The organism is Sulfitobacter sp. 1A13353, from assembly GCF_043557255.1.
Taxonomy (GTDB): domain Bacteria; phylum Pseudomonadota; class Alphaproteobacteria; order Rhodobacterales; family Rhodobacteraceae; genus Sulfitobacter; species Sulfitobacter faviae.
In genome coordinates, this window is sequence record NZ_JBIFFS010000003.1 from 491,727 (window position 1) to 510,653 (window position 18,927).

Annotated in this window: 24 protein-coding genes; 9 read left to right on the forward strand and 15 right to left on the reverse strand. The window is 62.8% G+C overall.

All coding sequences use genetic code 11. From position 1 onward, the window contains the following. Nucleotides 1–2 precede the first annotated feature (2 nt). From ACGYLO_RS09660 to ACGYLO_RS09675, 4 genes are all read right to left on the reverse strand, one after another. On the reverse strand, nucleotides 3–563 hold the full coding sequence (locus tag ACGYLO_RS09660; protein WP_067261530.1) for a NifU family protein: 561 nt from the start codon (nucleotides 561–563) through the stop codon (nucleotides 3–5). A 113-nt stretch (nucleotides 564–676) separates the two neighbouring features. Next, the gene (locus ACGYLO_RS09665) at nucleotides 677–1,135 is read right to left on the reverse strand and encodes a universal stress protein (protein ID WP_040700546.1); all 459 of its coding nucleotides are present in this window, start codon (nucleotides 1,133–1,135) and stop codon (nucleotides 677–679) included. Between the two features lie 97 nt (nucleotides 1,136–1,232). Beyond that, nucleotides 1,233–2,111, reverse strand: coding sequence for a branched-chain amino acid aminotransferase (locus ACGYLO_RS09670; RefSeq protein WP_271689363.1), 879 nt, complete (start codon nucleotides 2,109–2,111; stop codon nucleotides 1,233–1,235). Between the two features lie 10 nt (nucleotides 2,112–2,121). After that, a complete protein-coding gene (locus tag ACGYLO_RS09675) occupies nucleotides 2,122–2,352 on the reverse strand; it encodes a hypothetical protein (protein ID WP_067261534.1) in 231 nt (76 codons plus the stop codon). Between the two features lie 209 nt (nucleotides 2,353–2,561). Between ACGYLO_RS09675 and ACGYLO_RS09680 the strand changes: the two genes are divergently transcribed. Together ACGYLO_RS09680 and ACGYLO_RS09685 are read left to right on the forward strand one after the other, a co-directional pair. Beyond that, nucleotides 2,562–3,287: a M48 family metallopeptidase gene (locus tag ACGYLO_RS09680; protein ID WP_271689364.1), complete on the forward strand. Its 726-nt coding sequence runs from the start codon at nucleotides 2,562–2,564 to the stop codon at nucleotides 3,285–3,287. A 4-nt stretch (nucleotides 3,288–3,291) separates the two neighbouring features. Continuing rightward, on the forward strand, nucleotides 3,292–3,648 hold the full coding sequence (locus tag ACGYLO_RS09685) for a YigZ family protein (protein ID WP_271689365.1): 357 nt from the start codon (nucleotides 3,292–3,294) through the stop codon (nucleotides 3,646–3,648). On the opposite strand, the gene ACGYLO_RS09690 is transcribed toward ACGYLO_RS09685, so the two are convergent. The 3 genes from ACGYLO_RS09690 to ACGYLO_RS09700 all read right to left on the reverse strand — a co-directional run bounded on the left by ACGYLO_RS09690 (nucleotide 3,645) and on the right by ACGYLO_RS09700 (nucleotide 5,747). Then, nucleotides 3,645–4,265 carry a hemolysin III family protein gene (locus ACGYLO_RS09690; protein ID WP_209217431.1) on the reverse strand — a complete coding sequence of 207 codons (621 nt, stop codon included), beginning with the start codon at nucleotides 4,263–4,265 and terminating at the stop codon, nucleotides 3,645–3,647. The genes ACGYLO_RS09685 and ACGYLO_RS09690 overlap by 4 nt on opposite strands. A 69-nt stretch (nucleotides 4,266–4,334) precedes the next feature. Beyond that, nucleotides 4,335–4,718, reverse strand: coding sequence for a hypothetical protein (locus ACGYLO_RS09695; protein WP_394376399.1), 384 nt, complete (start codon nucleotides 4,716–4,718; stop codon nucleotides 4,335–4,337). Between the two features lie 138 nt (nucleotides 4,719–4,856). After that, a complete protein-coding gene (locus ACGYLO_RS09700; protein WP_276154467.1) occupies nucleotides 4,857–5,747 on the reverse strand; it encodes a LysR family transcriptional regulator in 891 nt (296 codons plus the stop codon). Nucleotides 5,748–5,842: 95 nt separating this feature from the next. On the opposite strand from ACGYLO_RS09700, the gene ACGYLO_RS09705 reads away from it, so the two are divergent. After that, a complete protein-coding gene (locus ACGYLO_RS09705) occupies nucleotides 5,843–6,337 on the forward strand; it encodes a lactoylglutathione lyase family protein (RefSeq protein WP_209217428.1) in 495 nt (164 codons plus the stop codon). 18 nt (nucleotides 6,338–6,355) lie between these two features. On the opposite strand, the gene rimO is transcribed toward ACGYLO_RS09705, so the two are convergent. After that, entirely contained in the window at nucleotides 6,356–7,729 is a 1,374-nt protein-coding gene (gene rimO, locus ACGYLO_RS09710) for a 30S ribosomal protein S12 methylthiotransferase RimO (RefSeq protein WP_271689368.1), read from the reverse strand. Nucleotides 7,730–7,791: 62 nt separating this feature from the next. Between rimO and ACGYLO_RS09715 the strand changes: the two genes are divergently transcribed. From ACGYLO_RS09715 to ACGYLO_RS09740, 6 genes are all read left to right on the forward strand, one after another. Next, on the forward strand, nucleotides 7,792–9,729 hold the full coding sequence (locus tag ACGYLO_RS09715) for an AsmA family protein (protein ID WP_271689369.1): 1,938 nt from the start codon (nucleotides 7,792–7,794) through the stop codon (nucleotides 9,727–9,729). 98 nt (nucleotides 9,730–9,827) lie between these two features. After that, a complete protein-coding gene (gene trpB / locus ACGYLO_RS09720) occupies nucleotides 9,828–11,060 on the forward strand; it encodes a tryptophan synthase subunit beta (protein WP_067263216.1) in 1,233 nt (410 codons plus the stop codon). A 434-nt stretch (nucleotides 11,061–11,494) separates the two neighbouring features. Continuing rightward, nucleotides 11,495–11,743: a tryptophan synthase subunit beta gene (locus ACGYLO_RS09725; protein ID WP_209217424.1), complete on the forward strand. Its 249-nt coding sequence runs from the start codon at nucleotides 11,495–11,497 to the stop codon at nucleotides 11,741–11,743. 51 nt (nucleotides 11,744–11,794) lie between these two features. Further along, a complete protein-coding gene (locus ACGYLO_RS09730) occupies nucleotides 11,795–12,061 on the forward strand; it encodes a tryptophan synthase subunit beta (protein WP_271689370.1) in 267 nt (88 codons plus the stop codon). A gap of 39 nt (nucleotides 12,062–12,100) precedes the next feature. Then, nucleotides 12,101–12,367: a tryptophan synthase subunit beta gene (locus ACGYLO_RS09735; RefSeq protein WP_271689371.1), complete on the forward strand. Its 267-nt coding sequence runs from the start codon at nucleotides 12,101–12,103 to the stop codon at nucleotides 12,365–12,367. Nucleotides 12,368–12,569: 202 nt separating this feature from the next. After that, a complete protein-coding gene (locus ACGYLO_RS09740; protein WP_271689372.1) occupies nucleotides 12,570–13,103 on the forward strand; it encodes a LuxR C-terminal-related transcriptional regulator in 534 nt (177 codons plus the stop codon). Nucleotides 13,104–13,118: 15 nt separating this feature from the next. Here ACGYLO_RS09740 and ACGYLO_RS09745 read toward each other — a convergent pair whose 3' ends face one another. From ACGYLO_RS09745 to ACGYLO_RS09775, 7 genes are all read right to left on the reverse strand, one after another. After that, a complete protein-coding gene (locus ACGYLO_RS09745; RefSeq protein ID WP_271689373.1) occupies nucleotides 13,119–13,697 on the reverse strand; it encodes a DUF4893 domain-containing protein in 579 nt (192 codons plus the stop codon). A gap of 2 nt (nucleotides 13,698–13,699) precedes the next feature. After that, nucleotides 13,700–14,083 carry a DUF2237 family protein gene (locus ACGYLO_RS09750; RefSeq protein ID WP_271689374.1) on the reverse strand — a complete coding sequence of 128 codons (384 nt, stop codon included), beginning with the start codon at nucleotides 14,081–14,083 and terminating at the stop codon, nucleotides 13,700–13,702. A gap of 15 nt (nucleotides 14,084–14,098) precedes the next feature. Continuing rightward, a complete protein-coding gene (locus tag ACGYLO_RS09755; RefSeq protein ID WP_271689375.1) occupies nucleotides 14,099–15,274 on the reverse strand; it encodes a serine hydrolase in 1,176 nt (391 codons plus the stop codon). Nucleotides 15,275–15,376: 102 nt separating this feature from the next. Further along, a complete protein-coding gene (gene pth, locus ACGYLO_RS09760) occupies nucleotides 15,377–16,075 on the reverse strand; it encodes an aminoacyl-tRNA hydrolase (protein ID WP_271689376.1) in 699 nt (232 codons plus the stop codon). Nucleotides 16,076–16,250: 175 nt separating this feature from the next. Further along, a complete protein-coding gene (locus ACGYLO_RS09765; protein ID WP_271689377.1) occupies nucleotides 16,251–16,904 on the reverse strand; it encodes a 50S ribosomal protein L25/general stress protein Ctc in 654 nt (217 codons plus the stop codon). 116 nt (nucleotides 16,905–17,020) lie between these two features. Next, nucleotides 17,021–17,638, reverse strand: a complete 618-nt coding sequence (locus ACGYLO_RS09770) for a hypothetical protein (RefSeq protein WP_271689378.1) — start codon at nucleotides 17,636–17,638, stop codon at nucleotides 17,021–17,023. After that, the gene (locus tag ACGYLO_RS09775) at nucleotides 17,632–18,822 is read right to left on the reverse strand and encodes an alpha-hydroxy acid oxidase (RefSeq protein ID WP_067261685.1); all 1,191 of its coding nucleotides are present in this window, start codon (nucleotides 18,820–18,822) and stop codon (nucleotides 17,632–17,634) included. The genes ACGYLO_RS09770 and ACGYLO_RS09775 overlap by 7 nt, the downstream gene beginning before the upstream one ends. Between the last annotated feature and the right edge of the window lie 105 nt (nucleotides 18,823–18,927).

Sequence of the window (18,927 nt, forward strand, 5' to 3'; positions counted from 1 at the left end):
GCTCAGGCAACCGGGCGCACCTCTGTGACCTCGGGGATGTAATGGCGCAGCAGGTTCTCGATGCCCATCTTCAGCGTCAGTGTCGAAGAGGGGCAGCCCGCGCAGGCACCCTGCATGTGCAGATAGACGACGCCGCGCTCAAACCCGTGGAAGGTGATGTCACCCCCGTCTTGCGCCACGGCAGGACGCACGCGGCTGTCAAGCAACTCTTTAATCTGGCCTACGATTTCACCATCTTCGCCGTCATGCGCGGCGTGGCCGGATGTGGGCTGGTGGTCGGAGGCCATGACCGGCTCGCCGGACTGGAAATGCTCCATGATGGCGCCCAGAAGGGCGGGTTTCACATGGTCCCATTCCACCGCATCTTGCTTGGTCACGGTGACAAAATCGGTGCCGAAGAACACGCCGGTCACGCCCTCGACCGCAAACAGCCGTTGGGCCAGCGGGGAGGTTGCCCCGGCTTCGGGGGAGGGGAAATCAGCGGTGCCCATCTCCAGCACGGTCTGACCCGGCAGGAACTTGAGCGTTGCGGGGTTCGGAGTGGATTCGGTCTGGATGAACATGGTGTGTACCTCGCTTTCGGCGTGGCTCCTGATATGCGCCTGCGCGGGCGGCAAGTCAAGGTTTAGAACCGTTCTAAATTGTGGCGCCGGGCATTGGGCGTGCGGCAGAGCGCTTAGGTGATCGCTTCGAGCCGTTCCTTGCTCAGATCGCCGGGCACGATGGTGATCGGCACGGGTAGGGCACCGGCAGAGCGCGACAACTGCGTGACCAGCGGGCCGGGGCCTTTCTTGCGGTCGCCGCTGGCGCCGAGCACCAGAACGCCGATGTCGGGGTCGTCGGACAGCTGCTGGATGATCTCATCCGTGGGTTCGCCCTCGCGGATGATCAACTCAGGATCGACGCCCTGTTTGTCGCGCATCCATTTGGCGAAAACCTCGAAATGCACCTCGATCCGTTCGCGGGCCTCTTCGCGCATCAGGTCGCCAACGCCGATCCAATGGTTGAACTCTTCGGGTGGGATCACCGACAGCACGGCCACGCCGCCCCCCGTGCGCGCCGCGCGCAGGGCGGCGAAACGCATGGCATTCAGACATTCGGTGCTATCGTCCAACACCACTAGGAATTTCCGCATCAAACCCTCTCTCCGCACCTCCTCCCGGTGCGGTGCGATCATGGCGCGGGCGGGCGGCGCTGGCAATTGCTTTCGCGCGCCGCTGCCATCCGGGCCTTCAGCCGCGCTGACTTGCGGCCCAATCCCAATACATTTCACGCACCCGGCGCGTGACCGGGTTCTGGTTGTTCCCGGTGCCATATTGCGTGTCGTCAAAGGCGCTGACAGGTGTGACCTTCATCATATTGCCCGACAGAAAGACTTCATCGGCGGCATGAAAATCGTCAAAGCTGAGGACGGTCTCATGCACCTTCATCCCCGCCTCGCGCATGTTCGACATATGCCGCGCACGGGTGATCCCGGCAAGGAAGGTGCCATTGGGAATGGGGGTAAAAACCTCGCCATCCTTGACCATGAAGACGTTGGCGCTGGCGCTTTCGGCGACATTGCCCATGGCATCGGCGACCAGCGCGTTGCCAAACCCTTTGGAGCGCGCCTCGACCATCATGCGGGCGTTGTTGGGGTAAAGGCAGCCTGCTTTGGCGTTAACGACGTTATCCTCCAGCACCGGGCGGCGGAAGCGGGTGCGGGTGAGGGTGGTCGCGGCCTCGGGCGGGGCCATGGGGATGGCCTCAAGGCTGATGGCAAAGCCGGTGGCACCTTCGCGCGGCACGATGCCCAACTCGTCACCCGCCAGCGCCCAATACATCGGGCGGATATAGACCGCCTGATCGCGCGAATAGCTCTTCAGCCCCTCGCGGCACATCTCGATCATATCCTCGGTTTCAACCGTGGGAGTGATCATCAGCGCGCGGGCCGAGCGGTTGATCCGCGCGCAATGCGCTTCCAGATCGGGGGCCAGCCCGTCGAACAGCCGCGCCCCGTCGAAAACGGTGGTGCCCAGCCATGCGCCGTGGTCGGCGGCCTTGATGGTCGGCAGATCGCCGTCGTGCCATGCGCCGTTGAAATAGGTCTTGATGTCTGTGCCGGTGGCCATGTGACGATCCTCAGGAATTGCTTCGGTAGATGCCCTCGGGCAGGTTCAGTGCCGCCGTCAGATCGCTCAGCTGCGCGGGGGACAGGGTGATCTTGGCCACACGGTCGGTTCGGGCGTCCCATTGCTCGATCGTGATTTGCCCCGCGAAGGCAGAGACGGTGACGTCCTCGCGCAGGGGGGCGTCGGATTCGTCGATCAGGGTGATGACGGTGGCGTCGAATTCATGCTCGATGGTAAACATGAGGGCACATTAGGCTTTGTGCTCGCGAGCGCAAGACAGGCTTTGTGCTCACGAGCGCAAGACAAGCTTTGTGCTCGCGCGCGCAAGACAGGGTTTGTGACGCCAAGCGCAAGACCGCCGTGGGGTGTCAAAGCGCCGTGAACGGGGGTGGCGGCGGCAGGGCGTCGTGATAGACAGGTGGCTCAAGGACCCCCGAGCGAGGATCAGCCGTGAAATTGTTAAATGCCCTTGGCGCATTTGCCGTCATCGCCCTGCTTTCTGCCTGTGAGGTGGCACCGATCCAAACAGGGCCGATCCCGGCCGACAGGCCGCAGACCACGGGGCAGACAAGCCCGCGGCTGAGCGCAAGCGCGGCGGCGCGGAGCTTTGTTCAGGTGGTCCGCACGCTCGAACCTGTGGCCGAACGGGAGTGTCGCAATCGGACGACGGGGATGAACTGTGATTTCAATATCGTGGTCGACGACCGCCCCGGCCAACCGGCCAATGCCTTCCAAACGCTTGACAAAAACGGCCGCCCCATCGTGGCGTTCACATTGGCGCTGATCGCCGATGCCCGCAACGAAGACGAGCTTGCCTTCGTGCTGGGCCATGAGGCCGCGCATCACATCGCGGGCCATATCGGACGCCAGCAACAGAACGCCATGGCAGGCGCGGTGATCTTTGCCGGTCTCGCCACGCTGAGCGGGGGCGATGCCAATGCCGTGCGCACGGCGCAGGAATTGGGTGCAGAGGTCGGCGCGCGGCGTTATTCCAAGGATTTCGAGCTTGAGGCCGACGCCCTTGGCACGATCATCACCGCGCGGGCGGGCTATGACCCGCTGCGCGGGGCCGAGTTCTTTACCCGCATTCCCGATCCCGGCGACCGTTTCCTTGGCACCCATCCGCCCAATAACGCCCGGATTGATATCGTGCGGCGCACAATGGCGGGGCTTTAACGGTTTGCGCAAACTGGGGCAGGTGCTGAACGACCGCGGGTCGAAATATGCGGTGTCGGGCTGCCCTGCGCGCAACCGGGCCGAGGTCGATGCCGCGTTGAAAGACCTCAAACGCGACAAATCCTACGCCAAGGCCACGCATAACACTTGGGCGGTGCTGCTGTCGGATGGCGGCCCGCTCAAAGGCGACGATGGCGAATCCGGCGCGGGCATGGTGATCCTGCGGATGTTGGAGCGTGAGGGGCTGACCGATCATCTGATCGTCGTCACTCGCTGGTACGGCGGCAAACATCTGGGCGGCGATCGGTTTCGCCATGTGCAGACCTGCGTGCGGGCCTATCTGGATGGGCCCGCGGGCTAAAGGCTGAGCGCGATGGCGGCAAAGAAACAGGCCGTGGCGACCAGCACGAAGACGTGCCAAATCGCGTTTTGATAGCGCATGCCGGGATGGGCATAGACCAAAGTGCCCGCCGAATAGGTCAGCCCGCCCGCGGCCACCAGCGCCAGTGCCGCCCCCGGCAGATTGTGCCACATCGGGTAGATTAACAGGACCGAGAGCCAGCCCATGCCGAGGTAGAGCGCGAGTGATCCGCGCGCATCGGTGCGCCAGAACCAGAGCTTGGCCACCGCGCCGATCACCGCCAGCGCCCAGACCACGCCGAGGATGCCATAGGCAAAGCCAGAGCCGATCACCATCACCAGCGGCGTATAGGTGCCCGCAATCTTGAAATAGATCGCCGCATGATCGACCCGGCCCAGGAAGGCGCGGCTGCGGTCGAAGGGCAGCAGGTGATAGATGGCAGAGGCAGTGAAAGAGGCAAGGATGCAGCCCGCGTAGATCGCGGTGGCGGTCAATTGCCCCTCTTGCCCGGCGGCATGGATCATCAAAAGGATGCTGGCTGGAATGGCGAAGCCAAGGCTCAGCACATGCACGGTGCCGTCGGCCAAAGTCTCAGCGATGGAGGTCGGATAGCCCATGACAGAAAGGTAGCAGCGAAACCGCCCTCTGCCATGGGTGACGAAAGGTAAAGCGCAGAGCCGGGTGGATCAGCGCGGTTTGTTGCCGTCGATCCAGCGCGACATCAGGGTCTTGTCGCGAAAACACTCCTGCGGGACATCGCGGCGTTTCAAGCGCGCGATGCGTTCGGCAAAGGCGACCTGTTTGGCGGAAGGGTAGGCGGCAAAGGGCCCCTCCAACGCTTGCGGTTTATGGGCGTCGATCCATTCCGACACCGCCGCGCGATCCGCTTCGATGCCTTTGGGGAGGTCTTCGCCCGTTCGCTTGGCGAGGGACTGGGCGTATTGCATCTGTTTCTCGGTCGCGGGCATGCGGCGGTCGGCCTGTTTGGGCTGCGCGCTATCGCTGCCACGGGGCGGGCTGCCTTGCTGCTCAAGGTCGAAGATGCCGGGAAACTGAGGTTGAAAAGACATGTGGTCATTCCTCTGCTACTGCGTTCTACATATAGAACAGAAAGGGAACATGTTCAAGTCTCTCCGCAATCTCGCCCTTCCATGATAGTATATCTAGTAGCGGGGGTGTTTTGTTCCACAATATCTGTGATGCGTCCGCTATCGTAGCTGTTCCGCCGCCTCTGCGATCAGTTCCGCCGTCTTCACCATCCGCGCGGGCAGGGGGCGCCCGCGCCGGGAGGCGAGCCAGAGGTCATGCCAACGCCGCTTGGGCAGAGGCAGCAGCCTGAGCCGGTCCTTGGCGGCAAAGGTTTCGACCCCGCTGCGGGGCAAAAGCGTATAGCCCACGCCCCGCGCCACTGCCGCTGGGATCTGACCGATCTGGTTCACATAGCCACGCAGGCGCATCCGGTCGGCCCCCGGATAGCTTTCCGGGAAATTGAGCTGGAGCAGATCGTCGGCATAGGCGAAGCCATCGGGGTGGGCGATGAAGCCCCGGCTTTCGAGATCGGCAAAACTTTCTATCCGTTCCAATGCATTAACCGGCAGCACGAGGCAAAGTTCCTCGCGCCCCAGATGCCGGGCCTCGAGCCTTGCGTGGGCAGGGTCATCGGCCAGCACGCCCAGATCAAACCGCCCATCGAGCAGCCCGGCGCGGATCGTGGCTTGGGGGGCGGCTTCGAGATGGAGGGAGAGGTCGGGCGCTTGGGCCATCCACTCCAGCAGCAGCGGCTGGAGCAGCATGGCGAAACTGCCGGAGCAGGCGATATGCACCACGCCCCGGTCGGGCAGGTCGGTCGCGATGCGTTCGCGCAAGCGTTGCTCTTCGCGGCGGCGGGCAAGGCCGGTTTCAAACAACGCTTCGCCCGCCGGGGTCAGGGTGAAGCTTTTGCCCTCGCGCGCGATCAGCGGCTGGTCCAACTGGTCTTCCAGCTTGCGCAGATGCTGCGACACCCCCGGCTGGGTCATGTTGAGCCGCTGCGCCGTGCGGGTGAAATGGCCGGTCTCGCAAAGGGTGGTGAAGGTCTCAAGCCAAGTGGCGTTCAGCATGGCAAACAGTTCGTTATGATTTCGATGAGATTTGATAATTTCACATGTGGGGTGCGCCTGTCTATCTCAACCTCAACGCAAACAGGAGACCGCATATGACCACCCCCCGTACCTTTTCCCACATCGGCCTATCCGTGCCGGACCTCGACGCCGCCGTGAAATTCTATTCCGAAGTTCTTGGGTTCTATGTCGTGATGCAGCCCACCGAAGCGGTGGAAGAAGACAGCGCCATCGGCGTCATGTGCACCGATGTCTTCGGCCCCGGCTGGGGTTCGCTGCGCATCGCCCATCTGGCGACAGCGGATGGCATCGGAATCGAAATCTTCGAGTTCCCGGGCAACTACGCCCCCGAAGAAAAGCTGGAGCATAAGCGCCACGGCACCTTCCACTTCGCCATCCAAGACCCCGATGTCGAAGGTCTGCTGGAGCGGATCATCGCGGCGGGCGGCAAGCAGCGGATGCCGGTGCGGGAATATTTCCCGGGCGAGAAACCCTACCGCATGGTCTATGTCGAAGACCCCTTCGGCATCGTCTTTGAGCTTTATAGCCACAGCTATGAGCTGACCTATTCGGCAGGCGCTTACGCCTGAGAGCAGCCCGCGGGGGCGTCAGGTGATCTGACGTCCCCAAAGGTCGTATTCGCCCGCCTCTTCGACTTCGACGGTGACGATGTCGCCGACCTTGAGGTTCTGGAAATCCTCGTCGATGAAGAGATTGCCGTCGATCTCGGGCGCGTCGGATTTGGTGCGGCAGGTGGCGGCGTCTTCGTCGATCTCATCCACGATCACGTCGAGGCGTTTGCCGACCTTGGCGGCGAGCTTGGCCTCGGAAATGGCCTGCGCCTTTTCCATGAAGCGCTCCCAACGGTCTTGTTTGATCTCGGGCGCCACATGATCCGGCAGCGCGTTCGACCGCGCGCCTTCGACGTTTTCGTATTGGAAGCAGCCGACCCGGTCGAGCTGCGCTTCGTCCAGCCAATCGAGCAGGGTCTGGAACTCCGCTTCCGTCTCACCCGGATAGCCGACGATGAAGGTCGAGCGCAGGGTGATGCCGGGGCAGGTGTCGCGCCATGCGGCGATCTCGTCGAGGGTTTTCGACGCAGCGGCGGGGCGGGCCATGCGTTTCAGCACGTCCGGATGCGCGTGTTGGAATGGAATGTCAAGGTAGGGCAGTACGAGGCCTTCGGCCATCAGCGGGATCAACTTGCGCACATGCGGGTAGGGGTAAACGTAATGCAGCCGCACCCATGCGCCGAGCGAGCCGAGATTCCGCGCCAGATCGGTGATATGCGCGCGGTGGCCGCGGTCTTCGGCATGTTTGATGTCGACCCCGTAGGCGGAGGTGTCTTGGCTGATGACCAGCAGTTCCTTGACGCCATTGTCGACCAGCCGCTCGGCCTCGCGCATCACCGCATGGGCGGGGCGGCTTTGCAACCGGCCCCGCATGTCGGGGATGATGCAGAACTTGCACTTGTGGTTACAGCCCTCGGAAATCTTGAGGTAGCTGTAATGCCGTGGCGTGAGCGAGACCTGCTGCGCGGGCAGAAGGTCGATGAAGGGATCGGGCGCGGGCGGCACCGCGCCATGCACCGCGTCGAGCACCTGTTCGTATTGGTGCGGGCCGGTGACGGCGAGGATGCGGGGGTGATGTTCGCGGATGTAATCGGGCTCGGCCCCCAGACAGCCGGTGACGATCACCTTGCCATTTTCCGTCAGCGCCTCGCCGATGGCATCAAGGCTTTCGGCCTTGGCGCTGTCGAGAAACCCGCAGGTGTTCACGATCACCGCATCAGCGCCCGCGTAATCGGGCGAAACGCCATAGCCCTCGGCGCGAAGCCGGGTCAGGATGCGTTCGGAATCGACCAATGCCTTGGGACAGCCGAGGCTGACCATGCCGATGGTCGGCTGGCCGGGGCGGGCGGGATCGCTGATCTTCGCCTGCGGGGCGAGGTCGGGGCGCAGATTGGGTGGGTTTGTGCTCATGGCTTGCGCTATAAGGCAAGCGGATGAGCGGGGAAAGAGCCGCCGGGCAGGAGGAGAGAGCCATGAGATGGATTATACGGGTCATCGGCGCGCTGTTGCTGATCGTCGTGATCATGCTGGGGGCGCTGTTCCTGCTGCCCGGCGAACGGATCGCGCGGATCGCCAGTGAGCAACTCAGCCGGATGACCGGGCGGGAGGTGTCGATCACCGGCGATGTGGGCGTGACGCTCTGGCCGGTGCTGGGGGTGACCGCGGGCGGGCTTGAGGTCGGCAATGCCGATTGGACCGACAAGGGCGCGCTGCTGACGGCGGCCAATGCGGCGATTGGGGTGGATGCGGGCGCGCTTTTGCGTGGTGAGATACGGATCACCAATATCGCGGCGCAAAGTCCGGTGATCCGGTTGGAGCAACGCCTTGATGGGCGGGCGAGTTGGCAGTTCACCGACAGCGCCAGCGGCGCGCGGTTGGAAACCGAGAGCGCGCCGAACGCTAACCGGCGGCCACTAAGCATTCAGAAACTCACGGTAACCGATGCCACGCTGATCTATGACGCGGAAGGGGCGGATGTGCTGCGCTACGACGGTGTCGATCTGGCGCTGGACTGGCCCGAGCGGGGCGGGGCGGCGGAGATCACCGCCAGCATGGCGCCAGCGAGCGAGCCGGTTCAGCTTGCTGCGCGGATCGAAGGATTTGCGGATTTTCTGGAGGGCGGCGTGCAGCCGCTGCGGGCGGAGGTTACGACGGGCGGGGGTGAAGCCCTGTTCGACGGGCGCGGCGCGCTCAACGGGGCGCTGGCGGGGGATATTCGGATCGACAGCCCCGATACGGTGCGGTTTCTGGCGTCGCTCGGCGCGGGCGCTGTGACGCTGCCACGCGGTTTGGGCCGGTCGGTCGATCTGCGATCTGGGCTGACCCTGACGGCGGATCGGCGTCTGTCGCTGCGCAATCTCGCGGTGGATTTGGGCGGCAACAGTCTGGCCGGGCAGGCCGATCTGGCCCTGAACGGCAGGCCGCGGATCACCGCAAACCTGCGGACCGGGGCGCTGGACCTTTCGGCCCTGTCCGAGGAAACGGGTCAGGCCGCAGGTGCCGATAGCACCGCTACGGCGGAGACAGAGGGCTGGTCACGGCAAGAGATCAACGCCGATTGGCTCGCGGCTTTTGACGGGAACATCGCCCTGAGCGCGGGAAGCGTCGATCTGGGGCAGCTCGACCTTGGCCCCACCCGTGCCGTGCTGCGCAATGAGCGCGCGCGAATGGTCTTTGATCTGCAGGATATGAACGCCTATGGCGGCAAGGTCGCGGGGGAGTTTGTGATGAACAACCGCGATGGCCTGTCCGTGGGCGGCAGGCTGCAAGCGCAGAACGTGCAGATGCGCGACCTGCTAGAGGATACCGCCGGGGTGACGCGCTTTACCGGGGCGGGCGATGCCGAACTGTCGTTCCTCGGGGTGGGGCAGTCCATTGACGCGATCATGCGCTCGCTCAGCGGCTCTGGCGCGCTGTCCATGGGGCGCGGCACGATTGCGGGGATCGACTTGGACGCGCTGCTTGGCTCCGTCGATGCCGAAGGCGGCAGCACGGTGTTCGATTCCGTCCAAGCGACGTTCGAGATCGCCAAGGGCGTCTTGCGCAACGACGATCTGCTGATGCTGCTGCCGAATTTCAACGCGACGGGGGCAGGGCAGGTCGATCTGGGGGCGCAGAGGCTGGATTATACGGTCACGCCCAAGGCGCTGCGCGTCAATGCGTCGCGCGGTGGGCTGGCGGTGCCGGTGCGGATCAGGGGGCCTTGGGCTGAGCCTGAGATCAAGGCCGACCTGCGCGCCGCGATTGATCTGAACTTTGCCGAAGAAAAGCAGCAGGCCGAAGAAGTGGTGCGCCAGAAAATACAGGAGGAATTGAACATCGCACCCGACGACACCCGCTCGACCGAGGATATCGTGAAGGATGAGTTGGAGAATGCGGTCAGACGCGAGTTGTTCAAACTGTTCGACTAGCCGCCCCACACCGCCCCCTGCCGCCGCTTGGCGAAACTCATGGTGGCGTAGGCGGGCGGGCTGCGGTAAGGCTGACGCGACATTCTAGGAGAGGCGCAATGGCCAACGATCTTTTCAACAGCTTCATGACCGGCCCCGACGAACAGGGCCGTTTCGGCGATTTCGGCGGGCGCTTTGTCTCGGAAACGCTGATGCCGCTCATTCTTGAGCTGGAAGAACAATATGAGAAGGCCAAGACCGACGACAGTTTCTGGGCCGAGATGCACGACCTCTGGACCCATTACGTCGGCCGCCCCAGTCCGCTCTATCACGCCGAGCGGCTGACCGAGCATCTGGGCGGTGCCAAGGTCTATATGAAGCGCGACGAGTTGAACCACACCGGCGCGCATAAGATCAACAACGTGCTGGGGCAGATCATCCTCGCCCGCCGCATGGGCAAGAAGCGCATCATCGCCGAGACCGGCGCGGGCCAGCACGGTGTGGCCACGGCGACGGTCTGCGCCAAGTTCGGTCTGAAATGCGTGGTCTACATGGGCGCGCATGATGTTGAACGTCAGGCCCCCAACGTCTTCCGCATGCGTCTTCTGGGCGCCGAGGTGGTCCCGGTGACCTCCGGCCGCGGCACGCTGAAAGACGCGATGAACGACGCGCTGCGCGACTGGGTGACCAACGTGCGCGACACCTTCTATTGCATCGGCACCGTGGCCGGGCCGCACCCCTATCCGGCGATGGTCCGCGACTTTCAGTCGATCATCGGCAAGGAAGTCCGCACCCAGATGGAAGAGGCCGAGGGCCGTCTGCCCGACACGGTGATCGCCGCCATCGGCGGGGGCTCCAACGCCATGGGCCTGTTCTACCCCTTCCTCGACGACAAATCGGTGAACATCATCGGCGTCGAGGCCGGCGGCAAGGGCGTGGACGAGAAGATGGAGCATTGCGCCTCGCTCACCGGTGGGCGTCCGGGCGTGCTGCATGGCAACCGTACCTACCTGTTGCAGGACGACGACGGGCAGATCCTTGAGGGTTATTCGATCTCTGCCGGGCTGGACTATCCCGGCATTGGCCCCGAGCATTCCTGGCTGCATGACATCGGCCGGGCGCAATATGTCTCGATCACCGACCGCGAGGCGCTGGAGGCGTTCCAGCTGTGCTGCGCGCTTGAAGGGATCATCCCGGCGCTTGAGCCGAGCCACGCGCTGGCGCATGTACTCAAGATCGCGCCGGAACTGCCCAAGGATCACCTGCTGGTGATGAACATGTGTGGCCGGGGCGACAAGGACATCTTCACCGTTGCCCGCGCATTGGACTTCGACATGGGTGAATTCGCCTAAATTCCCATCCGAATCCGAGTCGAGTTTGACGGGGCCGCGTGAAAACGCGGGCCCGTTTTTTATGCGACAACGCGCGGTATGTGATTTGCGCATAAACTTTGGGCAGGGGCCAAAGTTCTTTGCCGAAAAAGCGCGAAAAAACTTTCACATCGCGAAAAGACCGGCTAGCCTTTCGTTGCAGCCCGCGCGCCTGCCCGCGAAACCCCGTTTCGCCCTTGCAGGCTTGACGCTAAGGCAATCCACCCCCGTATTTAGCGCCCGATTGGCTTCGTAAACCAAAGTTTACGACGCTCTTACAGGGGTTTAGATCGGACGATTTAAACCCGCGGCAGATAGCCAATCCCCCCTCGAATGCCCTTTTTCCTGTCATCCCAACGACGCCGCGTCACCGATGAGCGGCTCGCAACCCAACCCGGGACTGAAAGGAACACGACATGAAAAACGCATTCGCAACCGCCACACTGATCCTTGCCACAGCAGGCACCGCCGCCTTCGCACAGGGCATGGAAGGCCAGCAGGTCGGCTATACCGCAGATAACGCAGACGCCGCCTATTCGACACGCAACGTCACTTCCGACGCTCTGAGCTTTGACGACCTGCGCGCCGAAACACCTGCCGAGGCGACAGCGACCGTATTCGTCACCACACAAGACGCACAAGAAGATGGCCGTTTCGTCCGCTAAACGCGGGCCACGGCTCCTCCCCCTAACTTTCTCCCCCGAAAGGCTAAAACGATGAAAAAGACACTCGCAACAACCGCACTGATCCTCGCCACCGCAAGCACTGCTGCTTTCGCTCAAGGCATGGAAGGCCAGCGCATCGGCTATAACGACAAGACCGACAATGGCGTTTCCTACTCCAGCCGCAGCGAAGCCGTGGACGAGACCAAGCTGGAAGTCTTCAAAGAAGGCATCCTGCGCGCCGAAGACCTGTCCGACGTGACCATCACCGTCTTCCCGACCGCGCAGAGCGACGCTTCGGTCAACCGTTTCCCGCGCTGATCGCCGCGCGCCACTCACTTTCCCCCGAAAGGACACGACATGAAAAAGACACTCGCAACCACCGCCCTGATCCTTGCCACAGCAGGCTCCGCCGCTTTCGCACAGGGCATGGAAGGCCAGCAAATCGGCTATAATGACAAAGCTGATGCAGGCGTTTCCTACTCCAGCCGCAACGACGCGGTCGACAATGTGAAGCTGGACATCTTTAACAGCGGCACCTTCCGCGCAGAAGACACATCCGACGTGACCGTCACCGTCTTCCCCGCCGCGCAAGACGCCGAGAAAGTGAACCGTTTCCCGCACTGAGTTCGGCTCGATGCCTGCTAAGGCATTGCGGTAAAACAGTCTTCCGGCCAGCCAAGCAACCCTGAACTGGCCTCAAGAGAATGCACTCGCCCCCCGGGGCGGGTGCCAAATCACTAAGGGTTGATCAGGGCGCATGCCCGCCATCCCTTGCACTTCGGTCCGCCGCGGTTAAATACGGCGAACACCAAGGCAAGGCTTCACCATGAATAATAAGAAAAAGATCGCACTGTGGGTTATCGCCGCTCTACAGTTCAACGCCACTGTCTATTTCGTGCTCGTTTTTGCACTGGAGGGGCGCGGCGTGACGCTTTTCGGCACCCCGCTGGCCGACATTGGGCCGAACAAGGGCATTCAGGTTTTGGGTCTGATTCTCGGGGTCGTTCTGGGCTGGATGGCACTGCGGATGAGCCTCCAGCGGGCCGAGCGGGCAGAGACGGCGCTGCGTCATTGTACGGTGGAATTCGCCGATGTGCTCGAAGAACACTTTCGCGAATGGCACCTCACCCCGGCAGAGCGGGACGTGGCGATTTTTCTCACCAAGGGTTTGAATACACGCGATATTGCCGAGATGCGCGGCACGTCCGAAGGCACCGTAAAGGCGCAGACCAATGCGATTTACCGCAAGGCGGGCGTGACCGGGCGGACCCAGCTTCTCAGCACCTTTATCGAAGACTTGATGGACGATTCCCTGATGCCGCGTCCCAAGTCGAAACTGCAACTCTGCCACGCGGCCTAAGGGCGGCGTGGCGCCTTAGCGCGTCAGTTCCAGAATATCGAAATCGCTTTCCACTGCCGGTGACGGGAACAACAGCCGCGCGCGGGTGGGGCTGACCCGCTGGAACACGGCCACGTCGCTTTGTACTTTGCCGCCTGAGGTGAAATCTTCGGGCAGATCGGCATAATCGGGCGGCGTTTCGCCCCGGACATAGCCCACCCCGGCATAGATCGCGCGGCCTTCGCGCAGGGTAATCTCGCCCTTGGTGAGCTGTGATCCGGTGAGTTTTTCAAAGGTGAAACCGCGATTGCTGGCGGTAAAGCGGCATTTGAACGGGCTATAGGCCACAAGCGGGCTGATCCCGCCCAGCTTGATCGTGCGGCAAGACCAATCGCCCTGCAAATCGGCGGAGAATGCGACCTGAGGTTGCCCAGAGAGCGCGCGGGTCAAGATCGCCACATCCCCCGCGTCGCCCCCGTTCAGCGCTTGCATCATGGCGACGCCAAAGGCGGCGTCGAAGGTCTCTAACCGGGCGCTATCGACGGGGCGCAGGGTGGTTTCCGCCCAAGCGGTGACGGGCAGAAGCAGCAGGAGGGGCAAGAGGCGCAGGCGCATGGTTAATCCTCGCTGGGGTCGATGGCATGGTCGCGCAGCACCTCCAGCGGCACGATATCGAGCGCGCGCAGATGCGTGGCGGCCAGATGCACCCGCGGGGCGCAGCCCTCATCCGCGGCTTGCAGGAACCGCGCGGCACAGAGGCACCATGCGTCGCCCGGCTTCAGCCCGGCAAAGCCAAACTCGGGGCGCGGGGTGCTGAGGTCATTGCCGACATATTTCGAATAGGCCAGAAACTCCGCCGTCATCACCGCGCAGACCGTATGGCTGCCCTGATCCTGCGCGCAGGTGTTGCAATGGCCATCGCGGAAAAAGCCCGTGACCGGATCGGTCCCGCAGATGGCGAGGGGCTGGTTCAGAACGTTGATGCTGTCGTCCGGGGTCATGGCTTCCTTTCTGTCTCAGCTTTCCTCGTCGAGTGAGGCCGCGATCTGGCGGAAAATCTCGATGTTTTGTTCCGCCACCCCCGCCTCACGGAATTTGCGGTCGGCGGCATTGGTGGCGATGACCACATCACGGGCGCTGTCGACATAGATGTACTGCCCATAGATGCCGCGCGCCATATATTCCCCCTCGGGCGCGCCCTGCGGGATCCACCATTGGTAGCCATAGCCGATGCGGCCCTCGGCGGTGGGGGCGGTGGGGCTGGTTGATTCTGTTACCCAGTCTTCGGGCACGATTTGCTGGCCGTTCCATTGCCCACCTTGGGCGAACATCTGGCCGAAACGGGCATAGTCGCGCGTGGTCATATTGAGGCCCCCGAGCACGAAGGCGGTGCCGGAGCCATCGACGATGTAATAGGGCGCATGTTCCAGCCCCAACGGCGCGATGACCTTCTCGCTCAGCAACTCGGGCACGCTGCGCCCGGTGGCACCACGCACCACCATGCCGATCACATGGGTGTCGATCGACACATATTGCCACTGGCTGCCCGGCGCGGTGAAGGTCTCGGACAATTCGGCGGTAAAATCGTCGAGCTCGCCGCCAAGCGCCACCACCCGGCCCATGCGGTTGATGTCTGAATCGTAGTCCAGATAATCTTCGTCAAAGGTGACGCCGCTGGCCATATGCAGCACGTTGCGCAGACTGGCCCCGTCATAGGCGCTGCCCTTCAGGCTGGGGGCATATTTGGTCACCGGATCGTCGAGGGATGCGATCTGGCCCTCCTCCAGAAGGATGCCCACCAGCGCCGAAAGATAGCTTTTCGCCACCGACCAGCTGATGCGGCGGTCCTCGGGGCCGGTGCCTTTGAAATAGTTCTCATAGACGATGGCGCCGTCTTTCAGCACCACCAACGCGGTCACGTCCCGCGCCGCGATCCAGTCGTCCACCGCCTCGGGCAGTTCGGTTTCGGGGCCATAGGGAAGCTCGGTCGTCAGCCCGTCCCCGCGCGAAACGGGGGCGGAGAGGAAAGCACCGTCCATATGGCTGAAGTTGTGCACGATCTTCTCTTCGGAGAAGAGAGAGTTCACCGCCAAGAGCCGTTCGATCTCTTCCCGCTTCCAAAGGCCGATGACGATGGCCGCCAACAAAAGCGCCAGCAAGACCCGGCCCAGCCATTTTCCGAATGTACGCATGATATCCCCCCTGTTGGCCCACAGTGAACCACGGCGCGGGGGCGGGGGCCAGCCCGACATTGCGTCAGGAGGGGCGTCAGCAGGGGCGTGAGGCCGAAAGCGTCAGCGGAAGCGGTCCATCAGCTTTTGCAGCGGCGATTGGGGCTCTGCCTCCGGCTCGGGTTTGCTGGGGGCGGGCTTTGGCTGGGCTTCGGTGGGTTTCTTAGGCCCCTTGCTGCCGGTGCCCGAGCGGGGCGGGGCCACGCGCAGCGCCACGGCATTCATGAAACGGCCAGTGTCGCCCCGTGCAAGATCCGCCGCCCCGTCCGAGACGCCGCGCAGCACATCGTCCAGCCAACCTTCGTCTGCTTTGGGGAAGTCGCGCAGCACATAGCCCGCCACCGCGTCCTTATGGCCGGGGTGGCCGATGCCCATGCGCACACGGTCATAGTCCGCCCCGATATGCGCGTGGATCGAACGCAGCCCGTTGTGGCCTGCATGGCCGCCGCCGGTCTTGCATTTGACCTTACCGGGGGCGAGGTCCAATTCGTCATGAAAAACAATCACATCAGCGGGGTCGATCTTGTAGAACTTCATCGCCGCCTGAACCGATTGGCCGGAGTTGTTCATAAAGGTTTCGGGCTTGAGCAGCACCGCCCGGTCAGAGCCGAAACGCCCCTCGCTGACGCTGCCCTGAAACTTGCCCTTCCACGGGGAAAACCCGTGGTCATCGGCAATGCGGTCCAGCGCCATGAAGCCGATGTTGTGACGGTTGCGGGCATATTTCGCGCCCGGATTGCCGAGGCCGACGATCAGTTTCATGGGCGAGGTCTCCTTTGGTTTCGCCTATCTTAACAAGCGGGGCGGGAGAATGTCCCCAAGGTCGCCGGAAATTTTTAGAATTTCCGGGGCGATTTCTTTGAAAGAAATCGGGCCCCAAACGCAAAACGGGGCCGCGCGATGCGACCCCGTTTCAGCACAGCCTTGCGGCGCGCTATTATTCACCGTCGGGCGGGCCCATTTCGGTTGTCGGCACTTCGTCCGCTGCCGTGTCGTCATCGTCGTCATCCGACGCGGCCAGACCAGCAGGTGCAGAGATCGTGGCGACGACGAAGTCGCGGTCGATCGTGGGTTTCACACCCTCGGGCAGGTCGACGCGGCTGATGGTCGCGCTGTCGCCGATTTCGAGGCCGGTGATGTCGACGGTCACATGCTCGGGGATGTCCGCGGCGGTGACGACCAGTTCAACTTCCGGACGGACCAGAGTGAGCACGCCACCCTTTTTCAGGCCGGGGCATTCTTCTTCGCCTTTGACGTCGACGTTGATGAACAGGTTGATCTTGGTGGTCCGCTTGAGGCGCATCAGGTCGATGTGCGTGGGCAGGTCCTTGACAACGTGGCGCTGAACGTCGCGGCAGATCACACGAACGTCGTCGTGGCCTTCAACCTTGAGGTTGAACAGGGTCGCTTTGAAGCGGCCTGCGCGCAGCTTGGTCAGCAGCTTGTTGAAGGGGATGTTGATCGGCAGCGGCTCTTTGTCGCCACCAAATACGATACCAGGAACCATGCCGTCACGACGTGCTTGGCGAGCGGCGCCCTTGCCTGTCCCCGCGCGTACCTGGGCTTCAAGATCAGGAATCTCTCCGGCCATTTTAGTCTCCAAATTTGTTAGGGCGGGAATCCTCCAAGGCTGTATTCCCGCGTGAAGCCGCGCGTATAGACCGGTTTTGCCCGGCTGGAAAGGGCAAAAGGGCCGGGGCGGCGCTATTACTGCGGCGTGCGCAGATAGCCGTCCGCCGCCATAAGCCGGTCATAGAGGGCGAACTCCTTGGCGCGTGCGGCGCGCAGGCGGGATTCGACCTCCTGCGACAGGGGCGCGGGCAGATCGGGTGAGACGTTCTTGGGCTTGAGCTTGACCTCCCGCCCCAGTCTTTCGGCCAGAAAATCGCGAAAGGCCGGTTGGCGTTCATAGGCGAAGAGGTGCTCGACCAGCAGGTCTTCACGGTCAGAGGTCAGAAAGGAAAACTGGCTGCCGATCTGCGCGCGGGGCGGGGGCGTGTCGGAAATGACTTCAAGCGCGAAGTCCTCGAAGCTCAGCCCCTTGGTGCTGAGCGGTTTGCCATCCAGCCGGGGCTGGCTGCGGTAGCGATACCAGCTTCGGATTTGCTCGACAGGGTTGCGCATCACCGCCAAAGCCTCGGGGGAGGCCGAGAAGGTTTCCTGCAAAAAGGGCAGAACGCGCCGCCGATAACGCAGGGCCGTCAGATGTTTGCGCCCCCGCGAAAAGATGATCTCGGCCTCGGGCTTCAGCGCCATTTCGACAGCGGTGGTCCCGGTTTTTGGCGTGGCGAGAAAGGTAAGGTCGCGGCTGAGAAAGATCAGCATGTGCCCGGATCGCGCGGCCGTTCCTGCCAATCACCGCCAAAGTTGCGCGGGATCAGCAGGTTGTGCCGCCCGAGGTTGGCGATTTGCGTCTCTCCGCAGAGCGCCATGGTCAGATCCAACTCGCGGTGGATCACCTCCAGCGCGCGGGTCACGCCCGGCTGCCCCATCGCGCCCAGCCCATAGATGAAGGCGCGCCCGATGTAGGTGCCCTTGGCCCCCATGGCCATGGCTTTGAGGACGTCCTGACCCGAGCGGATACCGCCATCGAGATGCACTTCGATCTGGTCGCCCACCGCGTCGAGGATCTCTGGCAGCATACGGATCGAGCTTAGCGCCCCATCGAGCTGCCGCCCGCCGTGGTTGCTGACGATGATCGCATCGGCCCCGACTTTCAGTGCCATGCGCGCATCCTCGGCATCCAGAATGCCCTTGAGGATGACCTTGCCGCCCCATTGCTCTTTGATCTTGGCAATCTTGTCCCAATCGAGAGAGGGATCGAACTGCTCCGCCGTCCAAGCACCAAGGTCGGCGTTGTCGGTGACCCCATGCACATGGCCCACGATATTGCCGAAATGCCGCCGCTTCGCGCCCAGCATCTCGCGCCCCCAGCCCCATTTGGTGGCAAGGTTGGCGAGTGTTTTGACCGTCAGTTTGGGCGGGGCGGAAAGGCCGTTTTTCAGGTCTTTGTGGCGCTGTCCGAGGATTTGCAGATCAAGCGTGATGACGAGGGCCGAGCAGTTCGCGTCCTTCGCGCGCTGGATCAGGCGGCTGACATAATCCTGATCGCGCATGGTATAGAGTTGAAACCAAAAGGGTTTCGTCGTCGCCTCTGCCACGTCTTCGATGGAGTTGATGGACATGGTCGACAGGGTGAAGGGCACGCCAAAGGCTTCGGCTGCGCGCGCGGCTTTGATTTCCCCGTCGGCACATTGCATCCCCGTCAGGCCCACGGGGGCGAGGGCCACCGGCATGGCCACGTCCTCGCCGATCATCTGCGTCGCCGTGCTGCGCCCCGACATATCCACGGCGACCCTCTGGCGCAGGCGGATTTGGTCAAAATCGCTGCAATTCTCACGGAAAGTCTGCTCGGTCCAGCTGCCCGATTCCGCGTAGTCGTAGAACATCTGCGGGACGCGGCGTTTGTAGATACGTTTGAGATCGTCGATGCTGGTGATGACGGGCATGGGCCACCTGTGCTGAATGGGTTAACTTTTGGTAGCAACTGGTGGGGGGCTTGGCAATTGGGAAGGCTGCGGCAACGAAAAAGCCCGCGCGGCCAGTGGGGCAGC

Coding starts and splice junctions, on each gene's coding strand:
- ACGYLO_RS09660 (WP_067261530.1), bottom strand. CDS start 563: ATGTTCATCCAGACCGAATCCACTCCGAACCCCGCAACGCTCAAGTTC.
- ACGYLO_RS09665 (WP_040700546.1), bottom strand. CDS start 1,135: ATGCGGAAATTCCTAGTGGTGTTGGACGATAGCACCGAATGTCTGAAT.
- ACGYLO_RS09670 (WP_271689363.1), bottom strand. CDS start 2,111: ATGGCCACCGGCACAGACATCAAGACCTATTTCAACGGCGCATGGCAC.
- ACGYLO_RS09675 (WP_067261534.1), bottom strand. CDS start 2,352: ATGTTTACCATCGAGCATGAATTCGACGCCACCGTCATCACCCTGATC.
- ACGYLO_RS09690 (WP_209217431.1), bottom strand. CDS start 4,265: ATGGGCTATCCGACCTCCATCGCTGAGACTTTGGCCGACGGCACCGTG.
- ACGYLO_RS09695 (WP_394376399.1), bottom strand. CDS start 4,718: ATGTCTTTTCAACCTCAGTTTCCCGGCATCTTCGACCTTGAGCAGCAA.
- ACGYLO_RS09700 (WP_276154467.1), bottom strand. CDS start 5,747: ATGCTGAACGCCACTTGGCTTGAGACCTTCACCACCCTTTGCGAGACC.
- ACGYLO_RS09705 (WP_209217428.1), top strand. CDS start 5,843: ATGACCACCCCCCGTACCTTTTCCCACATCGGCCTATCCGTGCCGGAC.
- rimO (WP_271689368.1), bottom strand. CDS start 7,729: ATGAGCACAAACCCACCCAATCTGCGCCCCGACCTCGCCCCGCAGGCG.
- ACGYLO_RS09715 (WP_271689369.1), top strand. CDS start 7,792: ATGAGATGGATTATACGGGTCATCGGCGCGCTGTTGCTGATCGTCGTG.
- trpB (WP_067263216.1), top strand. CDS start 9,828: ATGGCCAACGATCTTTTCAACAGCTTCATGACCGGCCCCGACGAACAG.
- ACGYLO_RS09725 (WP_209217424.1), top strand. CDS start 11,495: ATGAAAAACGCATTCGCAACCGCCACACTGATCCTTGCCACAGCAGGC.
- ACGYLO_RS09730 (WP_271689370.1), top strand. CDS start 11,795: ATGAAAAAGACACTCGCAACAACCGCACTGATCCTCGCCACCGCAAGC.
- ACGYLO_RS09735 (WP_271689371.1), top strand. CDS start 12,101: ATGAAAAAGACACTCGCAACCACCGCCCTGATCCTTGCCACAGCAGGC.
- ACGYLO_RS09740 (WP_271689372.1), top strand. CDS start 12,570: ATGAATAATAAGAAAAAGATCGCACTGTGGGTTATCGCCGCTCTACAG.
- ACGYLO_RS09745 (WP_271689373.1), bottom strand. CDS start 13,697: ATGCGCCTGCGCCTCTTGCCCCTCCTGCTGCTTCTGCCCGTCACCGCT.
- ACGYLO_RS09750 (WP_271689374.1), bottom strand. CDS start 14,083: ATGACCCCGGACGACAGCATCAACGTTCTGAACCAGCCCCTCGCCATC.
- ACGYLO_RS09755 (WP_271689375.1), bottom strand. CDS start 15,274: ATGCGTACATTCGGAAAATGGCTGGGCCGGGTCTTGCTGGCGCTTTTG.
- pth (WP_271689376.1), bottom strand. CDS start 16,075: ATGAAACTGATCGTCGGCCTCGGCAATCCGGGCGCGAAATATGCCCGC.
- ACGYLO_RS09765 (WP_271689377.1), bottom strand. CDS start 16,904: ATGGCCGGAGAGATTCCTGATCTTGAAGCCCAGGTACGCGCGGGGACA.
- ACGYLO_RS09770 (WP_271689378.1), bottom strand. CDS start 17,638: ATGCTGATCTTTCTCAGCCGCGACCTTACCTTTCTCGCCACGCCAAAA.
- ACGYLO_RS09775 (WP_067261685.1), bottom strand. CDS start 18,822: ATGCCCGTCATCACCAGCATCGACGATCTCAAACGTATCTACAAACGC.